Source organism: Labedella gwakjiensis, assembly GCF_003014675.1.
Classification (GTDB): domain Bacteria; phylum Actinomycetota; class Actinomycetes; order Actinomycetales; family Microbacteriaceae; genus Labedella; species Labedella gwakjiensis.
Genome location: NZ_PYAU01000001.1, coordinates 1718915 through 1743776, shown reverse-complemented (window position 1 = coordinate 1743776; position 24862 = coordinate 1718915). Strand labels below are relative to the sequence as shown.

The 24862-nt window shown below is 70.2% G+C and carries 25 protein-coding genes and 1 tRNA gene; 19 read left to right on the top strand and 7 right to left on the bottom strand.

Annotated elements, in window-relative coordinates; all coding sequences use genetic code 11:
- Positions 1–6: 6 nt before the first annotated feature.
- Positions 7–882, bottom strand: a complete 876-nt coding sequence (locus CLV49_RS08260) for a serine hydrolase (RefSeq protein ID WP_243696639.1) — start codon at positions 880–882, stop codon at positions 7–9.
- A 185-nt stretch (positions 883–1067) separates the two neighbouring features.
- On the bottom strand, positions 1068–3020 hold the full coding sequence (locus CLV49_RS08255) for a M13 family metallopeptidase (protein ID WP_106563114.1): 1953 nt from the start codon (positions 3018–3020) through the stop codon (positions 1068–1070).
- A gap of 171 nt (positions 3021–3191) precedes the next feature.
- Between CLV49_RS08255 and CLV49_RS08250 the strand changes: the two genes are divergently transcribed.
- Positions 3192–4541: an MATE family efflux transporter gene (locus tag CLV49_RS08250; protein WP_243696640.1), complete on the top strand. Its 1350-nt coding sequence runs from the start codon at positions 3192–3194 to the stop codon at positions 4539–4541.
- A 125-nt stretch (positions 4542–4666) separates the two neighbouring features.
- Positions 4667–5170, top strand: a complete 504-nt coding sequence (locus tag CLV49_RS08245) for an NUDIX hydrolase (RefSeq protein WP_106563112.1) — start codon at positions 4667–4669, stop codon at positions 5168–5170.
- Positions 5171–5182: 12 nt separating this feature from the next.
- Here CLV49_RS08245 and CLV49_RS08240 read toward each other — a convergent pair whose 3' ends face one another.
- On the bottom strand, positions 5183–5770 hold the full coding sequence (locus tag CLV49_RS08240) for a TetR/AcrR family transcriptional regulator (RefSeq protein ID WP_106563111.1): 588 nt from the start codon (positions 5768–5770) through the stop codon (positions 5183–5185).
- 52 nt (positions 5771–5822) lie between these two features.
- Between CLV49_RS08240 and CLV49_RS08235 the strand changes: the two genes are divergently transcribed.
- The 3 genes from CLV49_RS08235 to CLV49_RS08225 are packed head-to-tail and all read left to right on the top strand — an operon-like array spanning position 5823 to position 8790.
- Positions 5823–6500, top strand: coding sequence for a CPBP family intramembrane glutamic endopeptidase (locus tag CLV49_RS08235; protein WP_106563110.1), 678 nt, complete (start codon positions 5823–5825; stop codon positions 6498–6500).
- A gap of 28 nt (positions 6501–6528) precedes the next feature.
- Positions 6529–8217 (top strand): bifunctional 3'-5' exonuclease/DNA polymerase, encoded by a 1689-nt coding sequence (locus CLV49_RS08230; protein WP_106563109.1) that lies wholly within the window; start codon positions 6529–6531, stop codon positions 8215–8217.
- 21 nt (positions 8218–8238) lie between these two features.
- Complete coding sequence (locus CLV49_RS08225; protein ID WP_106563108.1) at positions 8239–8790, top strand: RBBP9/YdeN family alpha/beta hydrolase; 552 nt, start codon at positions 8239–8241, stop codon at positions 8788–8790.
- A 10-nt stretch (positions 8791–8800) separates the two neighbouring features.
- On the opposite strand, the gene CLV49_RS08220 is transcribed toward CLV49_RS08225, so the two are convergent.
- Positions 8801–9880: a LacI family DNA-binding transcriptional regulator gene (locus CLV49_RS08220; protein ID WP_106563107.1), complete on the bottom strand. Its 1080-nt coding sequence runs from the start codon at positions 9878–9880 to the stop codon at positions 8801–8803.
- Between the two features lie 116 nt (positions 9881–9996).
- On the opposite strand from CLV49_RS08220, the gene CLV49_RS08215 reads away from it, so the two are divergent.
- The 8 genes from CLV49_RS08215 to CLV49_RS08180 all read left to right on the top strand — a co-directional run bounded on the left by CLV49_RS08215 (position 9997) and on the right by CLV49_RS08180 (position 18298).
- Entirely contained in the window at positions 9997–11235 is a 1239-nt protein-coding gene (locus tag CLV49_RS08215) for an MFS transporter (protein WP_106563106.1), read from the top strand.
- Between the two features lie 9 nt (positions 11236–11244).
- Positions 11245–11940, top strand: a complete 696-nt coding sequence (gene nucS / locus CLV49_RS08210; RefSeq protein WP_106563105.1) for an endonuclease NucS — start codon at positions 11245–11247, stop codon at positions 11938–11940.
- Positions 11941–12054: 114 nt separating this feature from the next.
- Positions 12055–12759, top strand: a complete 705-nt coding sequence (locus CLV49_RS08205) for an HAD hydrolase-like protein (protein ID WP_243696641.1) — start codon at positions 12055–12057, stop codon at positions 12757–12759.
- 109 nt (positions 12760–12868) lie between these two features.
- On the top strand, positions 12869–13810 hold the full coding sequence (locus tag CLV49_RS08200) for a DsbA family protein (RefSeq protein WP_106563103.1): 942 nt from the start codon (positions 12869–12871) through the stop codon (positions 13808–13810).
- On the top strand, positions 13807–14556 hold the full coding sequence (locus tag CLV49_RS08195) for a Pr6Pr family membrane protein (protein WP_106563102.1): 750 nt from the start codon (positions 13807–13809) through the stop codon (positions 14554–14556). Before CLV49_RS08200 ends, CLV49_RS08195 begins: the two co-directional genes overlap by 4 nt.
- Positions 14557–14643: 87 nt before the next feature.
- On the top strand, positions 14644–15339 hold the full coding sequence (locus tag CLV49_RS08190) for a Pr6Pr family membrane protein (RefSeq protein WP_106563101.1): 696 nt from the start codon (positions 14644–14646) through the stop codon (positions 15337–15339).
- A 60-nt stretch (positions 15340–15399) separates the two neighbouring features.
- Positions 15400–16041: a GntR family transcriptional regulator gene (locus CLV49_RS08185; RefSeq protein WP_106563100.1), complete on the top strand. Its 642-nt coding sequence runs from the start codon at positions 15400–15402 to the stop codon at positions 16039–16041.
- Between the two features lie 244 nt (positions 16042–16285).
- The gene (locus tag CLV49_RS08180; RefSeq protein WP_106563099.1) at positions 16286–18298 is read left to right on the top strand and encodes a carboxypeptidase-like regulatory domain-containing protein; all 2013 of its coding nucleotides are present in this window, start codon (positions 16286–16288) and stop codon (positions 18296–18298) included.
- 7 nt (positions 18299–18305) lie between these two features.
- On the opposite strand, the gene CLV49_RS08175 is transcribed toward CLV49_RS08180, so the two are convergent.
- Positions 18306–18869 carry a helix-turn-helix domain-containing protein gene (locus CLV49_RS08175; protein WP_106563098.1) on the bottom strand — a complete coding sequence of 188 codons (564 nt, stop codon included), beginning with the start codon at positions 18867–18869 and terminating at the stop codon, positions 18306–18308.
- An 85-nt stretch (positions 18870–18954) separates the two neighbouring features.
- On the opposite strand from CLV49_RS08175, the gene CLV49_RS08170 reads away from it, so the two are divergent.
- Together CLV49_RS08170 and CLV49_RS08165 are read left to right on the top strand one after the other, a co-directional pair.
- Complete coding sequence (locus tag CLV49_RS08170; RefSeq protein ID WP_106563097.1) at positions 18955–19683, top strand: AzlC family ABC transporter permease; 729 nt, start codon at positions 18955–18957, stop codon at positions 19681–19683.
- Complete coding sequence (locus CLV49_RS08165; protein WP_106563096.1) at positions 19680–20006, top strand: AzlD domain-containing protein; 327 nt, start codon at positions 19680–19682, stop codon at positions 20004–20006. Before CLV49_RS08170 ends, CLV49_RS08165 begins: the two co-directional genes overlap by 4 nt.
- 99 nt (positions 20007–20105) lie before the next feature.
- Here the strand turns inward: CLV49_RS08165 and CLV49_RS08160 are convergent, their stop codons facing one another.
- Positions 20106–21116, bottom strand: coding sequence for a 1-aminocyclopropane-1-carboxylate deaminase (locus CLV49_RS08160; RefSeq protein ID WP_106563095.1), 1011 nt, complete (start codon positions 21114–21116; stop codon positions 20106–20108).
- A 74-nt stretch (positions 21117–21190) separates the two neighbouring features.
- Here CLV49_RS08160 and CLV49_RS08155 point away from each other — a divergent pair, with 74 nt between their 5' ends.
- Positions 21191–21844 (top strand): GntR family transcriptional regulator, encoded by a 654-nt coding sequence (locus CLV49_RS08155; RefSeq protein WP_106563094.1) that lies wholly within the window; start codon positions 21191–21193, stop codon positions 21842–21844.
- 83 nt (positions 21845–21927) lie between these two features.
- Here the strand turns inward: CLV49_RS08155 and CLV49_RS08150 are convergent.
- Positions 21928–22011 (bottom strand) — tRNA-Leu (locus tag CLV49_RS08150).
- 255 nt (positions 22012–22266) lie between these two features.
- On the opposite strand from CLV49_RS08150, the gene CLV49_RS08145 reads away from it, so the two are divergent.
- From CLV49_RS08145 to CLV49_RS08135, 3 genes are read left to right on the top strand one after another with little or no spacing between them, the layout of a single operon-like run.
- A complete protein-coding gene (locus tag CLV49_RS08145; protein WP_106563093.1) occupies positions 22267–23019 on the top strand; it encodes an FHA domain-containing protein in 753 nt (250 codons plus the stop codon).
- Positions 23016–23573, top strand: a complete 558-nt coding sequence (locus CLV49_RS08140) for an FHA domain-containing protein FhaB/FipA (RefSeq protein ID WP_106563092.1) — start codon at positions 23016–23018, stop codon at positions 23571–23573. The genes CLV49_RS08145 and CLV49_RS08140 overlap by 4 nt, the downstream gene beginning before the upstream one ends.
- Positions 23574–23578: 5 nt before the next feature.
- Positions 23579–24829, top strand: coding sequence for a Stp1/IreP family PP2C-type Ser/Thr phosphatase (locus tag CLV49_RS08135; RefSeq protein ID WP_106563091.1), 1251 nt, complete (start codon positions 23579–23581; stop codon positions 24827–24829).
- Positions 24830–24862 lie beyond the last annotated feature (33 nt).

The window sequence follows — 24862 nt, the reverse complement described above, 5'->3', positions numbered from 1 at the left end:
GCGACGTCAGTGGACGTACTCGAGGAGATCTGCGCCGACGGTGCGCATCGCCTCGATGACGGCGAGCCGAGTCTGGAGGTCGGTTTCGAAGTACGAGGCCGCCACCGCGTAGGCGACCCCCGCCCGCGGGCCGCGCAGCACGCCGGCCTCCGCGCGCACACCCGTATCGGAGCCCGTCTTGTTGAAGAGGGTGAGGCCGTGGTCGGCCTCCCGGTGCGCGAGCGGATCGAGACCGAAGGCCGATGCCACGAGCGACAGGTCGGTGTTGAGGCTGAGCCAGCCCACGACGCGACTGCTCGTCTCCGCATCGACCACCTCGCCGCGCGCGAGTTCCGAGAAGAGCCACGTGAGCTCCTTCATGGAGCCGACCGACAGCCCGGGAGCGTCGTCAGGCCCGCGGTGGTCCCGCACGAGGTCGAGCAGACCCAGCCTCGTGAGTCCCAGCTGCTCGGCTCGGGCGTGCACGGCCTCGAGACCGATGGAGCGGAGGAGGACATTCGTCGCGAGGTTGTCGCTCGTCGACCCGATGAGGGCAGCGATGTCCGCGACGGGCAGGGTCGGGACCTGGAGGTGCTGCCACGTGCCGGAGTCTCCGACCGGACCCGTGACCTCGCGTTCGAGCAGAGCGAGCGCCGACATGTCCGGCCCGCGCAAGCGCGCGGCGACCTCGACGAGGAGTAGCACCTTGCCGATCGACGCCGTGGGCATGACCACGTAGTCGTCGACGGAGAAGAGTTCCCTCCCGGTCGCGAGGTCGGCCGCGCGCGCCGACACCTGCACCCCGTTGCGTGCGAGGAATCCGAGAGCCTTGAAACCCCGCGAGAAGGACTCCCCTGCGTCGGCTGCGCGATGACGTGCCCGGCGGCGGGCGCGTTGGCGCAAACCGTCCGGATGCGAAGGCGAAGGGACCACAGGCGTCACTCCAGGTGCGAACGAATCATGTCCACGCGGCGACGACATCGACGGATGGTGGCACACGGGTTCTAGCGCCCGCGCTCCCGTCGCCGCTCGAGAAGAGAGGCTCCAGGCCGATGCGTCGTCGCGTGATGGTGAGGTCGGGCGGCCCGCTACCAGATGGTCACGCGCTCGCTCGGGTCGAGCCAGAGGGCATCCGCCTCGACCACGTCAAAAGTAGCGTAGAAGACGTCGAGGTTCCTGACGATCTGGTTGCAGCGGAACTCGTTCGGCGAGTGCGGATCGATCGACAGGAGGCGGATCACCTCGGCGTCGCGGCCCTTCTGCTGCCAGGCCTGCGCCCAGGAGAGGAAGAAGCGCTCGGCACCCGTGAGACCGTCGACCACGGGCGGCTCCTCGCCGTCGAGCGACAGCAGGTAGGCCTTCCACGCGATCGACAGACCGCCGAGGTCGCCGATGTTCTCGCCGATCGTGAGTGCGCCGTTCACGTGGTGCTCCGGGACCTGCGCGGGGGCGAGGGCGTCGTACTGCGCGATGAGGGCGCCCGTGCGGTCCTGGAACGCCTTCTTGTCGTCGGCCGTCCACCAGTCGAGGAGGCGGCCGTCGCCGTCGAACTGCGAGCCCTGATCGTCGAAGCCGTGTCCGATCTCGTGACCGATGACGGCGCCGATCGCGCCGTAGTTCGCGGCGGCGTCGCGGGTCGGGTCGAAGAACGGGAACTGGAGGATCGCGGCCGGGAACACGATCTCGTTGAAGCCCGGGTTGTAGTAGGCGTTGATGGTCTGCGGCGTCATGAACCACTCGCCGCGGTCGAGGGGCTTGCCGATCTTGCCCAGTTCGCGCTGGAACTCGAACTCGTTCGTGGCGATCACGTTGCCGATGAGGTCGTCGGCCGAGAGCGAGAGGGAGGAGTAGTCGCGCCACGTCTCCGGGTACCCGATCTTCGGCGTGAACTTGTCGAGCTTCTCGAGCGCGCGGACCTTCGTCTCCTCGCCCATCCAGTCGAGGGACTGGATGGAGGCGCGGTACGCCTCCACGAGGTTGGCGACGAGCTCGTCCATCTGCGTCTTCGACTCGGCCGGGAAGTGGCGCTCCACGTACACACGACCGACGGCCTCGCCGAGGGCGCCCTCCACGAAGGAGACGCCGCGCTTCCACCGCTCGCGGATCTCCGGAGTGCCCGTGATGGTGGTGCCGTAGAAGGCGAAGTTCGTGTCGACGACCTCATCGTGCAGGTACGGCGCGAAACTCCGCAGCACCTGGAAGCGCAGCCAGGCGCGCCACGAGTCGAGGTGCTCGGGGGTGAGCAGCGACGCGACGCCCGAGACGAAGCTCGGCTCGCGCACGACGATCTCGGCGAACGCACCCTCGGGGGCGCCGAGAGCCTCGGCCCACCCCGTGAGGTCGGCGCCGCCGGCGAGCTCGACAGCCTCCGCCCATGTCATGGGGTTGTAGGTGGCATTGCTGTCGCGCGTGCGCACGTTGTCCCAGTGCTGCGCGGCGATCGCTGTCTCGAGCTCCACGATGCGGTGAGCACTGTCGGCCGGATCGGTCGCGCCGGCGATCGCCGCCATCTTCTCGACGAACGTCGCGTACGCCTCGCGGATCTCGGCGAACTTCTCCTCGCGGTAGTACGACTCGTCGGGGAGGCCGATGCCGCCCTGCTCCACGAACACGAGGTAGCGCTCGGGGTTGCCCGGGTCGTTGTCGACGAAGAGCTGGAAGAGGCCGCGGACACCGAGGCGCTCGAGGCGGGCGAGGGTGGGGAGCACGTCCTCGATGGAGGAGATCGCGTCCACCTGGGCGAACAGCGGCTGGAGCGGCTCGAGCTTCAGGGCCTCGATCCGGTCGGTGTCCATGAAGCTCGCGAAGACGTCGCCGATCTTGCGGGTCTCGGTGCCCGGCTCGGCGTCCTGCGATTCGATGATGATCTCGCGGACGGCCTTCTCGGCCTCCTCGGCGAGGAGGTGGAAGGACCCCCAGCGCGCCTTGTCTGACGGGATCTCCGTGCGGTCGATCCACTTCCCGTTGACGTGCCGGAAGAGGTCGTCCTGCGGGCGGACGGTGGGGTCGAGTTCGTCGAGGTCGATGCCGGAAGCGCTCATCTTTCAACCCTATTCGCTGCCACCGACAGGGACCCCGCGTGCCGTCTCCCTTTCCCCTCCCTCCCGCGAAGTGCGGACGTCGGTCCGCTCGCGGCACGTTCGGGCGACGAAAGTCCGCGCTTCGCGAGCAGAGGAGGGGAGCGTCGGAGGCGCCCGATAGCGTGGGCGACGATGAGGATGAATGAGAAGGAGCCGACGAGTGGCTCGAAGCGGGGCGTGGATCGGGAGATCATGCGGCTCGCGGTACCGGCCCTTGGAGCACTCGTGGCCGAGCCCCTCTTCCTCCTCACCGACTCCGCGCTCGTCGGCCACCTCGGGCTCGTCCCGCTCGCCGGCCTGGGTATCGCGAGCGTCGTGCTGCAGACGATCATCGGTCTGCTCGTCTTCCTCGCGTACGCAACGACGCCTGCCGTCGCCCGGCGCCTGGGCGCCGGCGACGAACGCGGCGGGGTCTCCGTCGGCATCGACGGAATGTGGCTCGCGCTGGGACTCGGCATCGTGCTCGCCGCGGCGGCTGCCCTGCTCACGCCGGGCCTCGTATCGCTCTTCGGGCCGTCGGTCGCCGTCGCGGAGCAGGCCACGACCTACCTCTCCATCTCCATGATCGGCCTGCCCGCGATGCTCATCGTGTTCGCGGCCACCGGACTGCTCCGTGGGCTGCAGGACACGCGCACGCCGCTCGTCGTCGCGGTCGGCGGCTTCGGTGCGAACGCCGCGCTCAACGCCCTCCTCATCTACGGGGCGGGATGGGGGATCGCCGGGTCGGCGTGGGGCACGGTCATCGCACAGTGGGGCATGGTCGCGGCGTACGTCGTCGTCATCCTGCGGCACGCGCGGCGCACCGGCGCGACCATCCGGCCGCAGCGCGACGGCATCCGGAGTTCGGCACTGTCCGGCGGTTGGCTCCTCGTCCGCACGGCGGCGCTGCGGGCGGCACTGGTCATCGCGACGGTCGTCGCCACGGGGATCGGCACCGCCGAGCTCGCCGGCTTCCACGTGGTGCTCACGGTGTTCTCCACCATGGCATTCGCGCTCGACGCCCTCGCGATCGCGGCCCAGGCCCTCGTGGGGAAGGGGCTCGGAGCGTCGGACGTGGACTTCGTGCGCGCCGTCCTCCGGCGATGCCTCCTGTGGGGTGTCGGCGGCGGCGCGGTGCTCGCCCTCGTGCTGGCGGCGGTAAGCCCCGCCGCCGGTCTCCTCTTCACGGGATCGGCCGAGACGGCGGCCCTCATCGCTCCCAGCCTCGTCGTCCTGGCGGTCGGAACTCCCCTCGCCGGTTACGTCTTTGTGCTCGACGGGGTACTCATCGGCGCCGGTGACGTGCGGTACCTCGCCCTCACGGGAATCGTGAACCTCGCGGTCTTCGTCCCGCTCGCTCTCGCCGCCGCCACCTGGGGAGGCACGGGCGCGGCGGGCCTCGCCTGGCTCACGGCGGCGTTCGCGATCGGCTACATCGCCGCCCGGGCCACGACTCTCGGCCTCCGCGCCCGCGGCGACGCCTGGCAGCGCACCGGCGTCTGACAGGGCTACTCCCGAGCGACGGCGCCACCTACACCTGCAGCCCTCGACGCGGAACTGCCGCCCTCGACTCGCGCGGACGGAATCACCAGAATCGAACGACCAGGTCCAAGCCGTCGGAGAGGCACATGAACGACACACGAACCGTCCATCACAATCCGTGGTTCTCGGTGACCCTTCGAGAAGAGGCCGGCCAGACCTGGTACCGGGTCGATCGGGCCGACAGCGCGATGATCGTGGGGACGACGACCGAGGGGGACCTCCTCCTGATCCGAGGACGACGCGACACCACCGGCGATCACGCGCTGCTCGAGTTCCCATGCGGCGCCATCGAAGCGGGCGAGACACCGGAGGACGCCGCCATCCGCGAGACCCTCGAGGAGACCGGTTACGCGGCCGTCCGTCTCCGGCCGCTCGGGGAAGCCGTCGAGTCCCCGGGCATCGGCGCGGCCACCTGCCATGTCTTCCGGGCCGAGGTCGCGCCGTCCACTGTCGCTGCCTTGGAACCCGGGGAGGAATGGGAGGTCGAGCTCCTCTCCCGAGCGGGACTGGCGGCGGCGATCTCGCGACACAAGATGCGCGACGCCGGTTCACTCGCCGCCGTGGCCTTCCTTCTCACCGGGGACGATTGACCGCAGTGGAGCTCAGGGGCGTGCGGCGCAGAGGGCGGAGACAGCAGACACGAGGCCACCCGGTGCAGTGGTCATTCCTCCGGCTGCGCCCTGTGACGAACCGTCGAGCAGCCATCCCACCCAGGTCGCCAGGGATTCGACCGAGACGTCGGTGCGGATCTCCTTTCGCAGGGCTGCCTCTCCCAGACGGTCGTGGATGAATCGAGACGTCCCCGCCGAATCGGCTCTGACAGCCGTCGCCACTTCTGGAAGGTGCATCGCCCCGACGACGGCGGCGACGAACCCGGCGAAGTGCTCGTCCGCCATCTCCGCCTCGAGCTCGGCCGCGTAGTCGAGCACGGCGGAGAGGCCCTGCTTCGTCGAGGAGATCCGAGCGAGTCGCTCGGATCCGGTCGCCGCGTCAGCCATCAGGATCGCCACGAGGACGTCGATCTTCGTCGGGAAGTAGTGGAAGAAGGTGCCGGACGAGATGCCCGCCGCACGGCAGATCGACGCCGTCGACGTCCGGTCGAAGCCGGCCTGCGCGAAACGCCGGTAGGCAGCCCCGAGGATGATCGATCGGCGTCTCTCGTGATGAGCGGGATTGACGGTCCGTGCCATGAGCTCCTCCTTTTACTAGAGTGTGCACTCTAGATTAGCTACTCTCGTTATCATGACGACCGTAGACCGACGACGGACCGCGGTTCGTCGCACGAGCGTGATCCTCACGGGACTGCTCATCGCGTACATCCCGAGCTGGCTTCCACCCGTCTTTCGGTGGGCACGCATCGACCTGCCGGCGGTCGCCGCCGGACCGGCCGCGTCCATCGTGTGGAACGTCGCCGCCGTGGCCGGTCTCGTCACGTACATCCTGACGGTCGAACGTCGATCCCTCGCATCGATCGGCCTGAGGCGGCCGTCCGGGAAGGACCTCGAATGGGCTCTCATCCTGTTCGGGTGCCACATGGGGTTCACCTGGCTCGCCCGCACCATCTGGCCCCCTGATGTCGACGACGGTTCAGCGCAGATAGCCTCCATGCCGCTCTTCGCGGTGGTCCTGCTCATCCTGTCCGCGGCGGTGTTCGAGGAGATCCTGCATCGCGGGTATCCCCTCGAACGCCTCACAGAACTCACGGGACGACGGTGGCTCGCGGTCGCGCTCACGGCACCGGTGTTCGTCGTCCCGCACCTCGTGTTCTTCGGTCCGTCCTGGCTCCTCTACCAGGGCAGCGGGACGCTCGTCCTCTACGTCCTGTTCCTCTGGCGCCGCAACCTCGTGGCGTGCATGGCCCTGCACCTCTTGATCAACCTCCCGATCCTCTTCGTCGTCGGCGTCGGCGCCGGCAGCTGACGTCGGTCGCAGACGAGAGGATGGGGAGATGCATCTCGTCGCGCAGCGTCTCCCCGATGGACGGGTGTCGGTCGCGCGTATCCACGACGACGGCGGAGCGCAGGCACGCGCGGAGACGCTGAGCCGGGAGGACTGGCCGCTCTTCGTCGCGCGGACAGAGCGGGACGAACCCGGCATCCGCTGGGTGTGGGACGACACCGCCGCCTGGTACCCGCCGCTCCTCGCTGCCGGCGTGCGCGTCGCCCGCTGCGTCGACCTGCGGCTGTGCCACGCGATCCTCCGCTCGTCCACGGACACCTCTGAATCGTCCCTCGCGACCGCCCCCGCAGGGCCGTGGGACGCTCCGATCATCCAGCCACGCGAAGCGGACGCCGGCGCTCTCTTCGACCTCGTCGCCGATGAACCCGCCGGCGGCGAGCGCGACCCTCTCGCCGAGTTCGAGGCGCAACGCGCCGCCGTCGCCTCGGCGACCGCCGACGCCCGCTCCCGGCTCTCGCTCCTCATCGCCGCGGAATCGGCCGGCGCCCTCATCGCCAGCGAGATGACGTTCGCGGGCCTCCCGTGGGACGCCCGTCGACACGACGACCTCCTCGTCGAGATGCTCGGGCCGCGACCCGCCCCCGGCGTGCGCCCACGTGTCCTGCAGGAGGTACTCGACGAGGTCACGGCGGCGCTCGACGTAGGCGCGTTCTCCCCCGAGTCCCCCGGCGAACTCCTCCGCGCGCTGCAGAGCGCCGGGATTCCCGCCACGTCCACCCGCTCGTGGGAGCTGAAGCAGTTCGAGCACCCCGCGATAGCGCCTCTGCTGCGCTACAAGAAGCTCGCACGCCTCCACACCGCGAACGGCTGGAACTGGCTCGATCAGTGGATCCACGACGGACGCTTCCGCCCCACCTACGTGCCCGGCGGGGTCGTCACGGGACGGTGGGCGTCCGACGGAGGCGGCGCTCTCCAACTCCCCCATCAGATCCGCAGCGCCGTGGTCGCCGACCCCGGCTGGCGCTTCGTGGTGGCCGACGCGGCCCAGCTCGAGCCGCGCATCCTCTCCGCGATCTCCGGCGACGCGGCCATGGCGACCGCCGCGCGCGGCGTCGACCTCTACGACGGGATGGTCCGCACCGGAGCCATCGACACGCGAGCCCACGCCAAGGTCGCGATGCTCGGCGCCATGTACGGGGCGACGACCGGCGAGAGCGGGCGGCTCCTGCCCCGCCTCACACGCGCCTACCCTCAGGCCATCGGTTTCGTGGAGGCCGCGGCCCGGGCGGGGGAACGCGGGGAACGCGTCTCCACCCGACTGGGCCGCAGCTCACCCCTCCCCGGCCGGGCGTGGCGCGAGCTGCAGCAGCAGGCGTCCGGAGACGCGTCGAGCGAGGCCATCGGCCGGCGAGCGCGCACGGAGGCCCGCAACTGGGGCCGATTCACGCGGAACTTCGTCGTGCAGGGAACGGCCGCCGAATGGGCGCTCTGCTGGATGGCGTCGCTGCGCACGCGCCTCGCGCATCTGGCGGGCGGCGCCCCGCTCACGCGTTCGGCCCACCTCGTCTTCTTCCTTCACGACGAGATCGTCGTGCACTGCCCGGAGTCCCAGGCCGAGCGGGTCGCCGAGCTCGTCCGCGAGAGCGCCGCGGAGGCCGGGCGCCTCATCTTCGGCCGCGCGCCCGTCGACTTCCCCGTCACGACGGCGGTAGTCGCGAGCTACGACCAGGCGAAGTGATCGACGACCTAGGCTGACGGCATGCGCATCGTCGTGGCTCACGGGTACCGCGCGGACCCCAGCCGGCACTGGTTCCCCTGGCTCGTCGAGCACTACGGCTCCGAGGTCGTGACGGTGGTCGGACTGCCGAATCCGGAGGAGCCGGACCTCGAGACGTGGGTGCACGCGGCGAGCGCCGCCGTCGGCGAAGTGGACGAGGAGACGGTGCTCGTCGGGCATTCCCTCGGCTGCGTCACCCTCCTGCACGTGCTCAACCGCCGGTCGGAGCCGTGGCGCCTCGGCGGGCTCGTCCTCGTGGCCGGGTTCGTCGACCCCCTCCCGAACCTTCCGGCGCTCGACCCGTTCACTGCGGAACCGCTCGACCTGCACCGCATCAGGGGCGACGTCGCCGTGCGGCACGTCCTGCGCTCGGACGACGACGACGTGGTGGCCGCACCCCTCACCGATCGTCTGGCCGGGCTCCTCGACGCGCCCACGACCGTCGTGCCCGGCGCCGGCCACTTCGTCGACCGTCAGGGCGTCCGCGAGCTGCCGGCCCTGCTCCCGATCCTGGACCCGATGCTCGCCGGCTGACCCACGCGACTCAACGGGCGGCGGGAGGACCCGTCGTCTCGCCCGGATGGAACGTGACGGGGAAGCACAGGCTCTCGGGTCGGCCGCCGTCGAGCAGCTCCACCACCGCGCGACCGGCCGCCGCACCTTTGCCCTGAGCGGGCTGCTCCACCGTGGTGAGCGGCATCGGCAGTTCATCGACGCGGATGCCGTCGAAGCCGACGACGCTCACGTCGGCCGGCACGGAGAGTCCGAGGTCCATCGCGGCGAACACGACACCGGCGGCGAGGAGGTCGCTCTGGGCGATGATCGCGGTGGGACGCTCGGCCGGCGGCACGTCGAGCAGCATCCGTCCGGCGTCGCGCCCGTCGGCGATCGTGCTCCCGGCCGCCACGACGCCCGTCGCGTCGGGGAACACGTCGCGCGCACCCTCGACGCGGCGGACGGCCGTGACCGTTGTCGCCGTGGTGAGCGCAGCGTCCGTGAGCACCGTCAGGGTGTCCTCGGTCGACAGCGGCAGCACCACGAGCGCCGCGTCCGTGTGGCCGAGCGAGCGGAGGTGCTCCGCGAGCAGCCGGGTGCCGCTGCGGTTCTCGACGTCGATGTTCGCAGCGCCCGTCTCACCGTCGCCCTCAATCGTGATGACCGGGACGCCGCGCCGACGCAGCACGTCGAGCGTCGGAGCGGACGCCGTACCGCAGCCGAGCAGGACGAGTGCGTCGATGGGGGCGGCATCGAGGGAGAGCCGGTCCGTCTCCTGGGCCCTCTCGGAGAGGAGCAGGAGTCCCGCCCCTCCCACGCTGAGCTCCTCGGCGAGGCCGTCGAGCGTCTGGATCGTGACGGGATCGCGGAACGACGTGCCGATGCGGCGCGGGATGAGAGCTCCCACGATTCCGCTGCGGCCGGTCCGGAGCGAGCGGGCGAGCGGATCCGGTCCCGTGTACCCGAGCTCCTCGGCGGCCGCGAGTACACGCGCCTTGGTCGAGTCGGATACAGGCCCCTGCCCGCTGAACGCGATCGACGCCGTCGAGGGGGACACTCCGGCGCGAGCGGCCACGTCGGAGAGCGTGACGCGCGCCTCGCCCTCGTCGTGCTCCCGATTTCGGCCCATCGTCTCCCTGACGTTCGGGGGTGGCGGGCCGTGTTGACCCGTTCCGTCCGCTCGGGATAGCTTAGGCGGAGTCGCTTATCGAATCGATTCGAGCCGCCCCCGATCCGGAAACGCCCATGACCTCGTCACCCCTGCAGAGCCGCACCCTTTCCCGCCGCGAGATCGTCGCATGGCGGAACGCCGTCTTCGTGATGTTCGCCCTCTCGGGCTTGAGCATCGCCACGTGGGTCGCCCGCCTGCCGGCCATTCGTGACGCCCTCGGGCTCACCACGGGCAACGTCGGCGTGCTCATCTTCGGGATGTCGGCGGGATCGATCATCGGCCTACTGCTGTCGGCCTGGATCCTCGGGCGGATCGGACCGCGCCGCGGCATGGCGGCGTCGATCGTCCTCGTCGCGATCGGTCTCATCGTCGTGGGGCTCGGTGCGGGCGTCTTCGTCTCCGCTCCCGTCGTGTTCGTGGGCCTCGCGATCTTCGGGTACGGCAACGGCAGCGTCGACGTGATGATGAACGTCGAGGGCGCCGCCGTGGAGAAGGAGCTCGGGAAGACCGTCCTCCCCCTCATGCATGCGCTCTTCAGCGCCGGGACGGTCCTCGGCGCCGGCATCGGTGCGGCGGCGTCGGCCCTCAAGATCTCCGTCACGGCTCACGCCGTCGGCATGGCCGTCGTCATCGCCGTGGCGGCGATCATCGCCGTGAGGTTCGTTCCCATCCGCCCGGACCTCCACGCGATCCCCGATGCGGAGCAGCCCCCGCTCCGAGAGCGCCTCCGAGAGAAGGTCGCCGTCTTCGCCGACCCGCGCCTCATCTTCATCGGCCTCATCATGCTGGGCATGGCGTTCGCGGAGGGCAGCGCGAACGACTGGCTGCCGATCGCCGTCGTCGACGGGCACGACCAGAGCAACACCACGGGCGCGATCGTGTTCGGCGTCTTCGTCGGCGCGATGACCGTCGGCCGCGTCGCGGGCGGCCCGCTCATCGACCGCTTCGACCGGGTGTCCGTGCTGCGGATCTCCGCGGCGACGGGCATCGTCGGGCTCGCGCTCTTCATCTTCTCCCCGATCTTCCCGCTCGCGATCGTCGGGGCCGTGCTGTGGGGCCTCGGCTGCTCGCTCGGCTTCCCCGTGGGCATGTCGGCCGCAGCCGACGACCCGCGCCACGCCGCTGCTCGTGTGAGCGCCGTCGCGATGATCGGCTACTGCGCGTTCCTCGTGGGGCCGCCGCTCATCGGCATCGTGGGCGACCACGTGGGAATCCTGAACGCGCTGCTCATCGTCTTCGTGCTCATGATCGTCGCCGGACTCAGTTCGGGTGCGGCCCGCGAGCGGTCCGAGGCTGCGCGCTCGGGCGGCTAAACTCGCTCCGTGCGCCTCGTGATCGCGACCTGCTCGGTCGACTATGCCGGACGACTCACCGCCCATCTGCCTCTCGCCAAGCGACTCCTGGTGGTGAAGGGCGACGGCAGTCTCCTCGTCCACTCCGACGGCGGCAGCTACAAGCCGCTCAACTGGATGAGCCCGCCCTGCACGCTCAGCATCATCGAGCCGGACGAGGACCAGCGCGCCGCCGGTGTCACCGAGGTGTGGAAGGTCACCCACACGAAGACCGCCGACATGCTCATCGTGTCTATCCGTGAGATCGAGCTCGATTCGACGCACGACCTGGGCATCGACCCTGGTCTCCAAAAGGACGGCGTCGAGGCGCACCTGCAGAAGCTGCTCGCCGAGCAGATCCACCTCCTGGGCGACGGTCACACGCTCGTGCGCCGCGAGTACATGACCGCGATCGGACCCGTCGACATCCTCGCGCGCGACGCCGGCGGCGCCTCGGTGGCCGTGGAGCTCAAGCGCCGCGGCGACATCGACGGCGTCGAGCAGCTCACGCGGTACCTCGAGCTCATGAATCGCGACCCGCTGCTCGCCCCCGTCACGGGCGTCTTCGCGGCGCAGGAGATCAAGCCGCAGGCCCGCACGCTGGCCGAGGATCGCGGCATCCGCTGCCTCGTCCTCGACTACGACGAGATGCGCGGCATCGACGACGGCAAGGCCCGCCTCTTCTAAAGGTCCGTCCTGCCCGCCGACCAGGAGGATGGCGCGACACCTCCTTCGGCTACGATGCCGTGCGGGAACGACGACGGCGTCGTTCGATCCTGCACCCACCCGAACGGACATCCTGTGACCTTCTCCGAGACCCTCGACAGCGCCGAACCACGTCAGCCGATCGCACGCACCTGGTCGTGCATCCTCTTCGACCTCGACGGCACCATCACCGACTCGGCCCCGGGAATCATCCACCGCCTCGCCCTGACCCTCGAGGAGATGGGCGCGCCCGTTCCGACGCAGGCTGAGCTCCTGCGCTGGGTCGGCCCGCCCATCCTCGACTCGTTCCGCGACTTCGCGGGCTTCACACCCGAGCAGTCCCTCGCGGCGCTCGACGTCTACCGCCGCCTCGTCGCCGAGGTGGGCCCGTACAACGAGTCCGCCGTCTACCCCGGCATGGCCGGGCTCGTCGAGCGCCTCCACGGGCTCGGCATCCCGCTCGCCGTCTCGAGCAGCAAGCCCGAATCACAGGTCGTGCCGATCCTCGAACACTTCGGGCTCGCCTCGTTCTTCACCGTCATCTGCGGCGCGAGCGACGACGAGACCCGCAGCGCGAAGGCCGACGTGGTCGCCGAGGCGCTGCGCCGCCTCCACGAGCTCGGCGTCGACACGAGCCGCACGGTCCTCGTCGGCGACCGCATCCACGACGTCGAGGGTGCCGCAGCCCACGGGATCCCCGCGATCGTGGTCGAGTGGGGCTACGGCTCCCCGGCGGAGGCCGGCGATGCGATGGCGGTCGTGCACTCCACCGACCAGCTCGCCTCCCTGCTCGTCGGCTAGGCGGGCGGCGGTCCGCTCCACGTTCCCAGCCGGTGGAAAGCTTCCGATCGGTACCCGGCCGATAGACTGCGCGAGGATTTCCGCCTCCTGATCGAAAGCCACGGACCGCATGACGAATCTCAATCACGAACTCGCGTCGATGACGAAGAAGGAACGCAAGGAGTTCCAGCGCGAGATCGCGAGAATCGAGCGCGAGCAGGAACGGAAGCGCCGCAAGCGCCGCAAGATCATCGCGATCGTCATCACGATCGTCTCGGTCCTCGCGGTGCTGGCCCTCGTCGCGTGGGCCATCTTCTCCTCGCTCCAGAACGCGAACCGCGGGCCCGCGAACATGCTCAGCGACGGAATCGTCCTCACGGGCGACGGATCGGCCGTCACGGCCACGCAGACGGAGCCTCTCGAGTGGGGTGCGACACCCGTCGCGACGACGGAGGGCGACGCTGAGAACCAGGTGAGCCTCCGCCTCTACGTGGACTACTCGAACGCGGACGCCGCGGCCTTCTCGACCGCGAACCTCGAGCAGATCCAGCAGTGGCTCACCGCCGGTTACGTCACGCTCGAGGTCCACCCCGTGGCGATCTCCGGCGACGGCTTCGGGCTGCGTGCAGCGAACGCCGCGGCCTGCGTGGCGTCCTACGCCCCCGACAACTTCCTCGCCGCACACACGGCGCTCCTCGCGGAGCAGGCCGACGCGACGGACGGCAGCCCCACGAGCGAAGACCTCGCGACGGTGGTGTCCACTGCGGGCGTCACGGCTGAGGGCGTGTCCGACTGCATCACCGACGGGAAGTACGACGGCTGGGTCACGGGCGCGACGGAACGGGCCACCTCGGAGACGCTGCCCGGGTCGGACACGAAGCTCGAGAGCGGATCCCTCCTGCTCGTGAACGGTCAGGCCTACACGGGTGCGATCGACGACCCCGCCTCGGTCATCGCGTTCATCACGCAGGTGCTCGAGTCGACGACCGACGACGGATCGACCGACGGCGACGGGACGGAGACCCCGGCCCCGACCGACTCGGCGACGCCCACCCCCACTCCGACCCCGTGAGCGCGGATCGCACCGCGCCGGACGAGGTCATCGGGCGGGCCGGTGCCGCACGCGTCGTCTTCGCCTTCGTGCGGATCGGGGTCGCCGTCGCGATCGTCGCGGCCATCGTCGGTCAGCTCTCGAACAGCCTCGCCTACTGGCGGGGCCGAGGAGACACGGACATCCCCGGCGACGTCGTGAACTTCTTCAGCTTCTTCACGATGGAGTCGAACTCGGTCGCGGCGCTGACCCTCGCGATCGGGGCGGTGCTGCTCCTCCGTCGCCGCGGGCCGGACCCGCGCTGGTTCGCCGTCCTCCACCTCCTCGTCGCCACCTACATGGTCACGACGGGCGTCGTGTACAACGCGATCCTCCGGTCGATGCCCCTCGACCCGGGACTCTCGCAGCCGTGGTCGAACGAGATCCTGCACCTGGGTGTTCCGATCTATCTGCTCCTCGACCGCCTCTTCGCTCCGGGGAACCGCCGACTGTCGTTCAAGACGGTCGGAATCGTGATCATCTACCCGATCGTCTGGGCCGCCTACACGCTCATCCGGGCGCCCTTCATCGTGGACCAGTCGACCGACGCCCTCGGCTGGTACCCGTACCCCTTCCTGGATCCGCGGCTCGCCGACACCGGGTACCAGTCGGTCTTCACGTGGGTCGTGGTCCTCCTCAGCCTGATCGCCGTCATCGGTTTCGTCCTCCTCCTCGTGGCCCGCCTCCGTGACCGGACCCGGCGGAGCACGCGCTCAGCCGACCGCTAGCCCCGGGGCGCTACCCCTACAGACACCGGGGTCCGACGCGATAACCTCGCTCCGCGCCCATCCCCCGGACCGCTGAAAGAGGTGACCATGAGAGTCCTGTTCGCCGTGCTCCGCATCGCGATCGCCGTGGCCATCGTCGCGGCCGTCATCGGACAGCTGGCGGTCAGTCTGGCCTTCTGGACGGAGCGGGGAGACGAGAACCTCGCGATCGACGTCGTCAACTTCTTCAGCTTCTTCACCATCCAGTCGAACATCGCGGCAGCGGTCACCCTGGCGATCGGCGCGGTGCTGCTCCTCCGCGGACGCGGTCCCGACCCCCGGTGGTTCGCCGTGCTGCTCGTCTGCGTGGCCACCTACATGATCACGACGGGCATCGTCTACAACCTGCTGCTGCGCGGGATCGAGCTGCCGCAGGGCTCGACGCTCGGCTGGTCCAACGAGGTGCTCCACGCGGTCGCTCCCCTCTATCTCGTGGTCGATCGCCTCTTCGCGCCGGGAAACCGTGCCCTGCCGACGAAGACCATCGGCATCGCGGTGATCTACCCGATCGTCTGGGCCGTCTACACGCTCGTCCGGGCGCCGTTCACGTTCGACTACGGCACGAACACGATGGGCTGGTACCCGTACCCGTTCCTCAACCCTGTGCTGTCGTCGAACGGGTACCTCTCCGTCGCGTTCTACGTCGTCCTCATCGCCGTGGTGATCTCCGCCGTCACGCTCGGGCTGCTCTGGTTGTCGGCCCGGCGGGAGAAGAATGCGGCACGGGCGGCGCCTCTATACTGACTGCGCGATCCGCTCCGGTGGATCGCCCCTCCTCATCCGCTCCCTCCGGACGAAGGCCTCATGCCCATTCCCCGCTCGCCGGAGCCCATCGTGGCCACGGGTCCCCTGAGCGATGAGGTGTACCTCCGCCTCGGAGAGGCCATCAAGACCGAGGTCCTCCGACCGGGTGAACGCATCCGCGACGTGGAGGTTGCCGCATGGCTCGGCGTCTCCCGCACGCCCGTGCGCGAGGCACTCTGGCGACTCGCGCAGATCGGCCTCGTCGAGACGTCGCCGAGCCGTTTCACCCGCGTGACCGAGGTCGACGCGGACACCCAGGAGCAGACCCTCGAGTTCACGGGCTACCAGGCCGGCATCGCGATGCACATGGCGGTCGCCCGGATGACGGACGCCGAACTCGCTCGCGCCGTCGATCTCGTCGACGCGGTGATCGCGGCCTCGGACGCCGATGACGACGAGCGCCTCTACGCCGAATCACGCTCCCTCTACCAGCACGTCTCGGTATGCACGAGGAACAACGTCTTCGGGGTCATGATGCGGGAGGCCGGGCTCGGCGTCGAGCGCAATCTGCGCGGCGCACGGCCGGTGCTCGGCGCGATCCCCGAACGGCGGAAGAACTACGAGGAGCTGAGGGCGGCGCTCGTGGAGCGTGACGCGGATCGCGCGGAACGCGTCGTGCGACGGCAGCACAGACTGGCCTGAGCCCCTGACGGCGATTCTCTCGACGGAGGGCTCGAGCGGCAAGGGGGCTGTGCGCGCCGTCCACCGTCTGGCACACTCGACCTGTATTCCGGAATACATTCCGGAGACGGGGGGTGCAACGTCGCCCGACCACCCCCGGACTGTTCGAGGGGCAGACAGTGAGACGATCGCGCACCGCAGCCGAGCGCCGACCGTCGAGGGCGCGCGCCCTCCGACCCGCCTCCCGCCCGATCGAGACGGCCCCATGACGACAACCAGCCCCTCATCCATCGTCCGGCGTCTGGCGAGCGGAGCCCTCGTGCTCGCCGTCGCGTCGGTCGCGATCCTCACAGCGTCCGCTCCCGCGAACGCCGCGACGACCACCGCGTGGGCACAGTTCGCCCCTCTCACGGGGACCGGCGGCGACTACGAGACGCAGCTCACGTTCGGCACGGCTCCGGGACTCACCGCCGACGTGACCTCCACATCCCGCGCCGGGCAGGTCGGCGTCATCAGCGGCGCCTCGACCTGGCTCGGCGAGGGCACCTCCATCGGCGCGAAGTACGGATCGAGCCGTGACCAGCCGTACCTCAACCTCCGACCCCGAGCGGACTCGGCGACCACACCGTCCGTCACGACGTACACCTTCGCCTCGCCGACACCGAGTTCGGGATGGGCCTTCGCGCTCGGCGACATCGACGCGGACGCCGTGCGGGTCACAGCGGTGACGGCGACGGGTGCTCCGGCGACCGCCGCCCAGCTCGGATACCGCGAGTCCTTCAACTACTGCGCGCCGGGGATCGTGGGGAAGCCCTCGTGCACCGGCGACGCGCTCGACGTGCCCACGTGGGATCCCGCGTCCACCACCCTCACCGGCAACGCGGCCGCGGCCGACACATCGGGTGCCGCCGCCTGGTTCGAGCCGAACACGCCGCTCGCGAGCCTCACCTTCACCTTCGCGCGCCGCGCCGGGTTCCCCGTCTACCAGACCTGGTTCGCATCGCTCGCCCGCGACATCGGCGGCAGCGTTACGGAGCCGGGAGGCGCCCCCGTCGTCGGCGCGTCGCTCGCGCTCATCGACGAGAGCGGCACGACCGTCGGCATCACGACGAGTACCGCAGACGGTTCCTACGCGTTCCCGGGCTTCACCGCAGCGGACGGCTACACGGTGGCCCTGTCCCGACCGGACGGCCGGATCATCGTGGGTCCGTCCAGCCGGACCGCCGACATCGCCGAAGCCGATGCCCTCGACGTGGACTTCGTCGTACGCGACATCGTTCCCGTGCCCGTGAGCGGGTCCGTCCTCGACAGCGACGGCGAGCCCGTCGCGGGCGTCACGGTCACCCTCACCGGAGGGGGCGGGTCCACGGCGACCACCACGACCGATGCGGCCGGCGCCTACCTCTTCGACACCGTGGAGCCGGACGACTACACGGTCACGATCGCGGACGTCCCGGGATACGCGGTCGAGTCGACCCCCGATCCCTTCGCCGTGCCGGAGGACTCCGAGGTCCCCATCACCGACGTGGACTTCGTCCTCGCGCCGCTGCCGTCCCTGAGCGGAACGGTCACGGTGGGAGGCGAACCGGCCGCCGGGGTCTCGATCACCGTCACGGGGCCAGGGGGGACCGTCACGCGCGTCACGGCCGCCGACGGCTCGTACTCCTTCGCCGGCCTCCCCGACGGCGACTACGAGATCACGGCAACGGCGCCCGACGGGACCGTGGTCATCGGTGCGGCGACGCGCACGGAGACCGTTGCCGGGTCCGACATCGGCGCCGTCGACTTCGCCTTCGCGCGCACGGGGACGGTCGCCGGCATCGTCGTCGACACGGACGGCGCTCCCGTCGCCGGCGCGGACATCACGATCACCGGCCCCGGGGACCCCGTCGACCTGACGACGGACGCCGACGGCGCCTACGGCCTCGGTGACCTCGCACCCGCGGACTACGTCATCACCCTCACGCTGCCCGAGGGCTTCGAGGCGGTCTCGGAGCTCAGCCGGGCCGTGACCATCACCCCTCTCGGGGAGAGCCTGGTCGAGGAGGACTTCCTCCTCGAGGCGGCGGCCGTCGACCCCGGCCCGGGCCCGAGCCCGGATCCCGGTGACGGTGACCCCGCACCCGCGCCAGGCCCCGGGCAGGGAACCGATCCCGGCGACGGCCTCGCGGTCACGGGAGCGGAGAACGTCGTGGCGCTTCTCGCCTTCGGCGGCGCGACCGTGCTCCTCGGCGCTCTCGCCGTCGTCATCGCCGCACGGAGACGACGCCAGAGATGACCCGCGGTCAGCTGCGGTGTTCGGAGACGAGCACCGCAGCCGTCCCGGTCTCGAGCGCCTCGAAGACGTGGGCGACGTCGCCCGGGTAGGCGATGTAGTCGCCGGGTGCGACCTCCACGGCCTCGCCGACGGGACCGACGAGCGCGCGGCCCGTGCTCATCACCACGTGCTCCACCGTGCCCGGGAGATGCGGCTCGGAGCGGCGGGGTTCACCGGGCTGGGCGGTGATGAGGTAGATGTCGCGCCGTGTCTTCGCCGGGGATGCGGAGAGCAGGGTCGCGATGTAGTCCGCGCTCTCTGAGGCCAGGGCCGGCCCCTCTCCGGCGCGGATCACGTGCACCACGGGGCGCGGCGGATCGACGAGGAGCGAGAACGGCACGTCGAGTGCTGAGCTGAGCGCCCAGAGCGTCTCGATGCTCGGATTCCCCGTTCCCGCCTCGAGCCCGGAGAGCGTCGACTTCGCGATGCCCGCACGACGGGCGACCTCGGCGAGCGAGAGTCCGATCCGTCGGCGCTCACGCTGCAGGGCCGCGGCGATCGCCTCGAGGGGCGCTCCGGAGGGTTCGCTCATCTCGTCCTCGTCCTCGTCCTTGTGTTCGGTGAAGTGGAATATCGTTCGACTTGACGAACACTCTATCGCGCGGCACGATGAGTTCATGCGTTCGCCTTGGAGAACGATCGACCGTTCTACCGTACGGTCGATCCTCGTCGTCTGCCTCGCCGACGGGCTCGTCGGTCTCGCCTTCGGCGCCATCGCCGTGGGCGCCGACCTGCCCCTCTGGCTCCCCGTCCTCCTCTCGATCGTGGTGTTCGCCGGCGCCTCGCAGTTCCTGCTCGTCGGCGTGATCGCCTCGGGCGGTTCGCTCATCGCCGCCGTCGCCGCCGGACTCCTCGTGAATGCACGGCTCCTCCCCCTCGGTGTGGCCGTCGGCGATGCGGTGGGACGGGGCCGCTGGCGGACCCTGCTCGGCAGTCACCTGCTCACCGACGAGAGCGTCGCCTTCGCACTGATCGAGCCGCGCGGAGATCGACGCCGCGCCGCCTTCTGGTTCTGCGGCGTCGCACTCTTCGTCTGCTGGAACGTCGGGGTGGTGATCGGTGCGCTCGTCGGCACTCTCATCCCGGATACGGAGGCGCTCGGTCTCGACGCCGCCTTCCCGGCCATCCTGCTCGCGCTCGTGCTCCCGAGCCTCCGCTCACAACGCGCGCGGAGGGCCGCCGCCGTGGGTGTCGCGATCGCCCTGGCGACGGCCCCGTTCCTTCCGGCGGGACTCCCCGTGCTCCTCGCGCTCCTCGGCGTCCTCGTCTCCCTCCCCCGACGCCCGGTGACGGCGCCGCCCGTCGACGCCGGCGCAGCTCGGCGGGGGACGGAGGAGCCGTCATGAGCGCAGCGACGCTCGCCCTTCTCGCGGCGGCCGGCATCCTCGCCGTCGGGACCCTCGCCCTACGGCTCGCCGGGGTCGTCCTCAGCGCGAGGATCTCGCCATCGGAACGCGTCCAGGAGGTCCTCGACACCGGCGTGACCGTCCTCTTCTGCGCGCTCATCGCGACGGCGGCCCTCGTGGAGGCTCAGGAGTTCGTCGGCTGGGCGCGCCCGATCGGCGTCGCCGTGGGCGGGGTCCTCGCGTGGCGCCGCGCGCCCTTCGTCGTGGTCGTCGTCGCCGCGGCCGCGACCGCCGCGCTCCTGCGCCTCATCGGCGTTCCCTGAACCTCGTGAGGTCCGTCGGGTACCGCATCACACCACTCGGGACGACCATCCGCACGTCCGCGGAGCGAGGGGCAGGAGAAGGAACGAACGCGCGAGGCCTCAGGAGCGGAAGAGGCCGCTGTACGCGTTGAGAGCGAGCTGACCGCCGAGGTGGGCGTAGAGCACCGTGCTCGTCGCGGGGATGTCGCGCGATTGCACGAGGTCGATGAGCCCGGCGAGCGACTTGCCCTCGTACACCGGGTCCGTGATCATCGCCTCGAGCTCACCGCCGAGACGGATCGCGTCGAGCGTCGACTGCACCGGGATCCCGTAGAGGTCGCCGGCCCAGCCCTCGAGCACGGTGATCTCGTCGTCGCGCAGCTCGCGACCGAGGCCGATGAGTTCCGCCGTGTTGCGGGCGATGCGCTCCACCTGGGCACGGGTCTTCTCGAGCGTCGCGGACGCGTCGATGCCGATCACGCGGCGGGGGCGGTCCTGCCCCGCGAAGCCCGCGATCATGCCCGCGTGCGTCGAACCCGTCACGGTGCAGACCACGATCGTGTCGAAGAAGACACCGAGTTCGCGCTCCTGCTGCTCCACCTCCATCGCCCAGTTGGCGAAGCCGAGTCCGCCGAGGCGGTGATCGGACGCACCGGCGGGGATCGCGTAGGGCTTGCCGCCGTCCGCGATCACCTCGTCGATCGCCTGCTGCCAGCTCGACCGGATGCCGATGTCGAAGCCGGCCGAGTCGAGCGTGACCTTCGCCCCCATGATGCGCGAGAGCTGGATGTTGCCCACGCGGTCCGTGAGCGGGTCGGGCCACTCCACCCAGTTCTCCTGCACCAGTCGCGCCTTGAGGCCGAGCTTCGCCGCGACGGCCGCGACCTGGCGCGTGTGGTTCGACTGATAGCCGCCGATCGAGACGAGCGTGTCGGCCCCCTCGGCGAGCGCCTCCGGCACGAGGTACTCGAGCTTGCGGGTCTTGTTGCCGCCGAAGGCGAGGCCGGAGTTCACGTCCTCGCGCTTCGCCCACACCTGTGCGCCGCCGAGGTGCTGGCTGAGCCGCGGGAGGTGGTGCACGGGGCTCGGTCCGAAGGTGAGCGGGTACCGGGGGAAGTCGGAGAGCGGCATGGGGTCCTTCACGTCGAGAGGAGGGCGAGTTTTCAGTATGCAATATATTGCACATCCGGCGCTAGAGTCGGTGCATGCCGATCCCCTCCGCCAGCGGTGTCCATTCCCGTTCGCTCCTGCGCGACGACGTGTACCTCTCGATCCGCGAGGCGATCGTCGACGGCACCCTCGCCCCCGGTGAGCGCCTGCGCGATGGCGAGTTGGAGTCGTGGCTGGGGGTCAGCCGCACGCCCATCCGCGAGGCGCTCCTGCGGCTGGCGCGTGCGGGTCTCGTGATCGCGCAGCCCGGCCGCGCCACCACCGTCGCGCCCCTCGACGCCCCCGCGACGTTGCACGCCCAGCAGGTCGCCGCGGCCATGCACGAGCTCGCGGCGCGGCTCGCGGTCCCTCTCGTGTCGGACACCGAGATCGACGCGATGGAGGAGGCGAACGACCGCTTCGCCGCCGCCCTCGACGCGGACGACGCCGACGCAGCCCTCGCCGCAGACGACGCGTTCCACGCCGTCTTCGTCGCACGCAGCGGCAACACGATGCTCGCCGAGGTCCTCGAACAGACCACGCCCCTCATCCGCCGGGTCGAGCGCGTGCGCTTCGCGTCCCTCGCCGCCCGCGAGTCCGTGCACCAGCACCGCGCGATCATCGAGCGCACCCGCGCGGCCGACGCCGACGGCGCCGCGGCCCTCGCCCGCGAGAACTGGCTCACCCTCAGCCGCACCCTCGCGGACTGAAACGACGAAGGCACCGATCGATACGATCGGTGCCTTGTTCGTATCTCCGTATTCAGATGAACTCTGTGTTCGTCCTACTCGTGTGCGCGAGGGGGGACTTGAACCCCCACGCCCTTGCGGGCACTGGCACCTGAAGCCAGCGCGTCTGCCAATTCCGCCACTCGCGCGAGTACGTGACGCGCGAGGCGCATCACCGCAGTGAGATTAGCACGGGGCGGGGAGCCGGGGCCATTCGAGCGCCTCTCGTCCCCTCCGTGGAGCGTTTGCGCCGATACGCGGCGCCCGACCGCCGCGTATCGGCGCAAACGCTAGACAGAGGGATGCGGTGGGCAGCCCCTGTCCGCAACCGGGGGGACCTTCACGGGGGTTTCCAGGCCCTCCCACTAACATGTGGGTAGCCACCACACCACTTCGGGAGCATCGTGGGCATTCTGGACAACTTCGAGAAGGGCTTGGACCGCGCCGTCAACGGCGCGTTCGCCAAGGCCTTCCGTTCGGGGCTGCAACCGGTGGAGATCACGAGCGCTCTGAAGCGCGAGATCGACACGAAGGCGGCCGTCGTGAGCCGCGAGCGCATCCTCGCTCCCAACTCGTTCCGCGTCGTCATGTCGGTCACGGACCACCGTCGGATGACCGCCATCGGTCCGGCGCTCATCGACGAACTCACCGCGTTGGTGCAGAAGCACGCGTCATCACAGGGCTATCAGTTCGCCGGCGGCATCAGCATCCTGCTCGAAGCGGAGCCCTCCATGAGCGACGGCATGCTGCGCGTGGATTCCCAGAACACGAAGAGCCGGGTAGCGTGGACGCCCGTGCTCGACGTCGGCGGTAAGAGGTATCCCATCACGCAGGCCCGCACCGTGATCGGACGCGGCCGCGACGCCGACATCACGGTGGAGGACACCGGCACGAGCCGTCGTCATGTGGAGATCCTGTGGGACGGACAGCGCGCCCAGGCACGCGACCTCGGCTCGACCAACGGCTCGACGATGGGCGGCGAGCGCTTCACGCAGGTGGCCCTTCCGCCGGACTCGGCGATCCAGATCGGCCGCACTCCCATCATCTTCCGCGTGCTCGCCCAAGCCGAGCCGACGGCCCCGCAGCGACGCATGGACGACGTGACCTCCCGCCACGACCCCTCACGGTCCGACGGTTTCTGGGGGCCCAACGCGTGAGTGAACTCACCCTCCTCGTCCTCCGGTTCGGTTTCCTCATCCTCCTGTGGCTGTTCGTCCTCGGTGTCGTGTACGCGCTCCGCGCCGACCTCTTCGGCCGCGGCAACCGGAAACCCGCGGCGGCGAACGGCGCGGCGAGCGCCCCGGCGCCGGCGCCTGCACCCGCTCGGCCGGCGACGGCACGACCGGCTCAGGCCCCCTCCTCCCCCACGGCGCCGACTGCAGCGGTGAACCGTTCCCGCACAGGGTTCGCCACCGCGGCCAACGCCCGCAGACTCGTCATCGTCCAGGGTCCGCGTGAGGGCCAGGAGATCCCCCTCGGCACCGGGCCGCTCACGATCGGCCGCTCGGCCGACTCGAGCCTCGTGTTCCGCGACGACTACACGTCCACCCATCACGCTCGCCTCCTGCAGTGGAACGAGGAGTGGATGATCCAGGATCTCGGCTCCACGAACGGCACGTTCCTCGACGGCAAGCGCATCGGCTCCCCCACCCAGGTCCCCCTGAACACCCCGATCAAGGTCGGCCAGACGGTCTTCGAGCTGCGAGGCTGATCCCCATGGAGTACACGGCCGACAGTGCCGCGGTGTCCCATGTGGGGAAGGTCCGCTCGAACAATCAGGATTCCGGCTACATCGGGAACCGGCTCTTCGTCGTGGCGGACGGAATGGGCGGGCACGCGGGCGGCGACGTCGCGAGCGCCATCGCCCTGCAGCGCATCCTGAAGGCCGACACCGAGTACACGACGATCGAGGACGCGCAGGAGGCCCTGCGCAGCGCGATCGCCGCGGCGAACGGCGAACTGGCCGAGACGGTGTTCGAGCACCCGGAGCTCACGGGCATGGGCACAACGGTCGACGCGATCTCCCTCGTGGGCGACCAGGTCGTCATCGCGCACATCGGCGACTCCCGCATCTACCTCTACCGCGACGGCGAGCTCAGCCAGATCACGACGGACCACACGTTCGTGCAGCGCCTCGTCGACTCCGGACGCATCACCCCGGACGAGGCCAGGGTGCACCCTCGGCGCTCCGTCCTCATGCGCGTGCTCGGCGACGTCGACTCGGCCCCGGAGGTCGACACCTTCGCGATGACGACGAAGCCCGGAGACCGCTGGCTCCTCTGCTCCGACGGCCTCTCCGACTTCGTCGACGACGAGGACATCGAGAAGATCCTCGCCGAGCGCGCGTCGGCGAAGGCCACGGGCGACAGGCTCGTCAAGATCACGCTCGACCACGGCGCCCCCGACAACGTCACCGCCGTGATCCTCGACATCGGCGAGACGCTCCCGGAGCGCAAGCCCGTCATCGTCGGCTCCGCGTCGAAGCCGCTCTCGTTCAGCGAGGTCGCACCCAAGCAGCGCACCGGCCTCATCCCGGCGATGCTGCACTCGGTCCGGCCGTCGCCGGCCAACCCGTCCCACTTCGAGTCGGACGCCGAGGACTACTTCGAGGAGCTCATCGAGGAGGACGCGCGTCGCGCCCGCCGACGGCGCCTGAGCTGGGCGGCCGGCATCGTGCTCCTCGCCCTCGCCCTGGCCCTCTCGCTCGCGGGCGCCTACGCCTGGACGCAGACGCGCTACTACCTCGGATCCGACGAGGACACCGTCGTCATCTTCCAGGGCATCCAGCAGAACGTCGGACCGATCTCGCTCTCCACCGAGTACCAGGACACGGGCATCCCCCTCTCCCTCCTCAACGTCTACGACCGGCAGCGCATCGAGCAGACCGTCGGGCCGGAGAGCCTCGAAGAGATCCAGGAGACCGTCGAGCGCATCAAGGCGCGCTCCGGGCTGGAGGGCACACCGTGAGCGCGCCGTCGATCGTCGCCGACACGAGCGTCA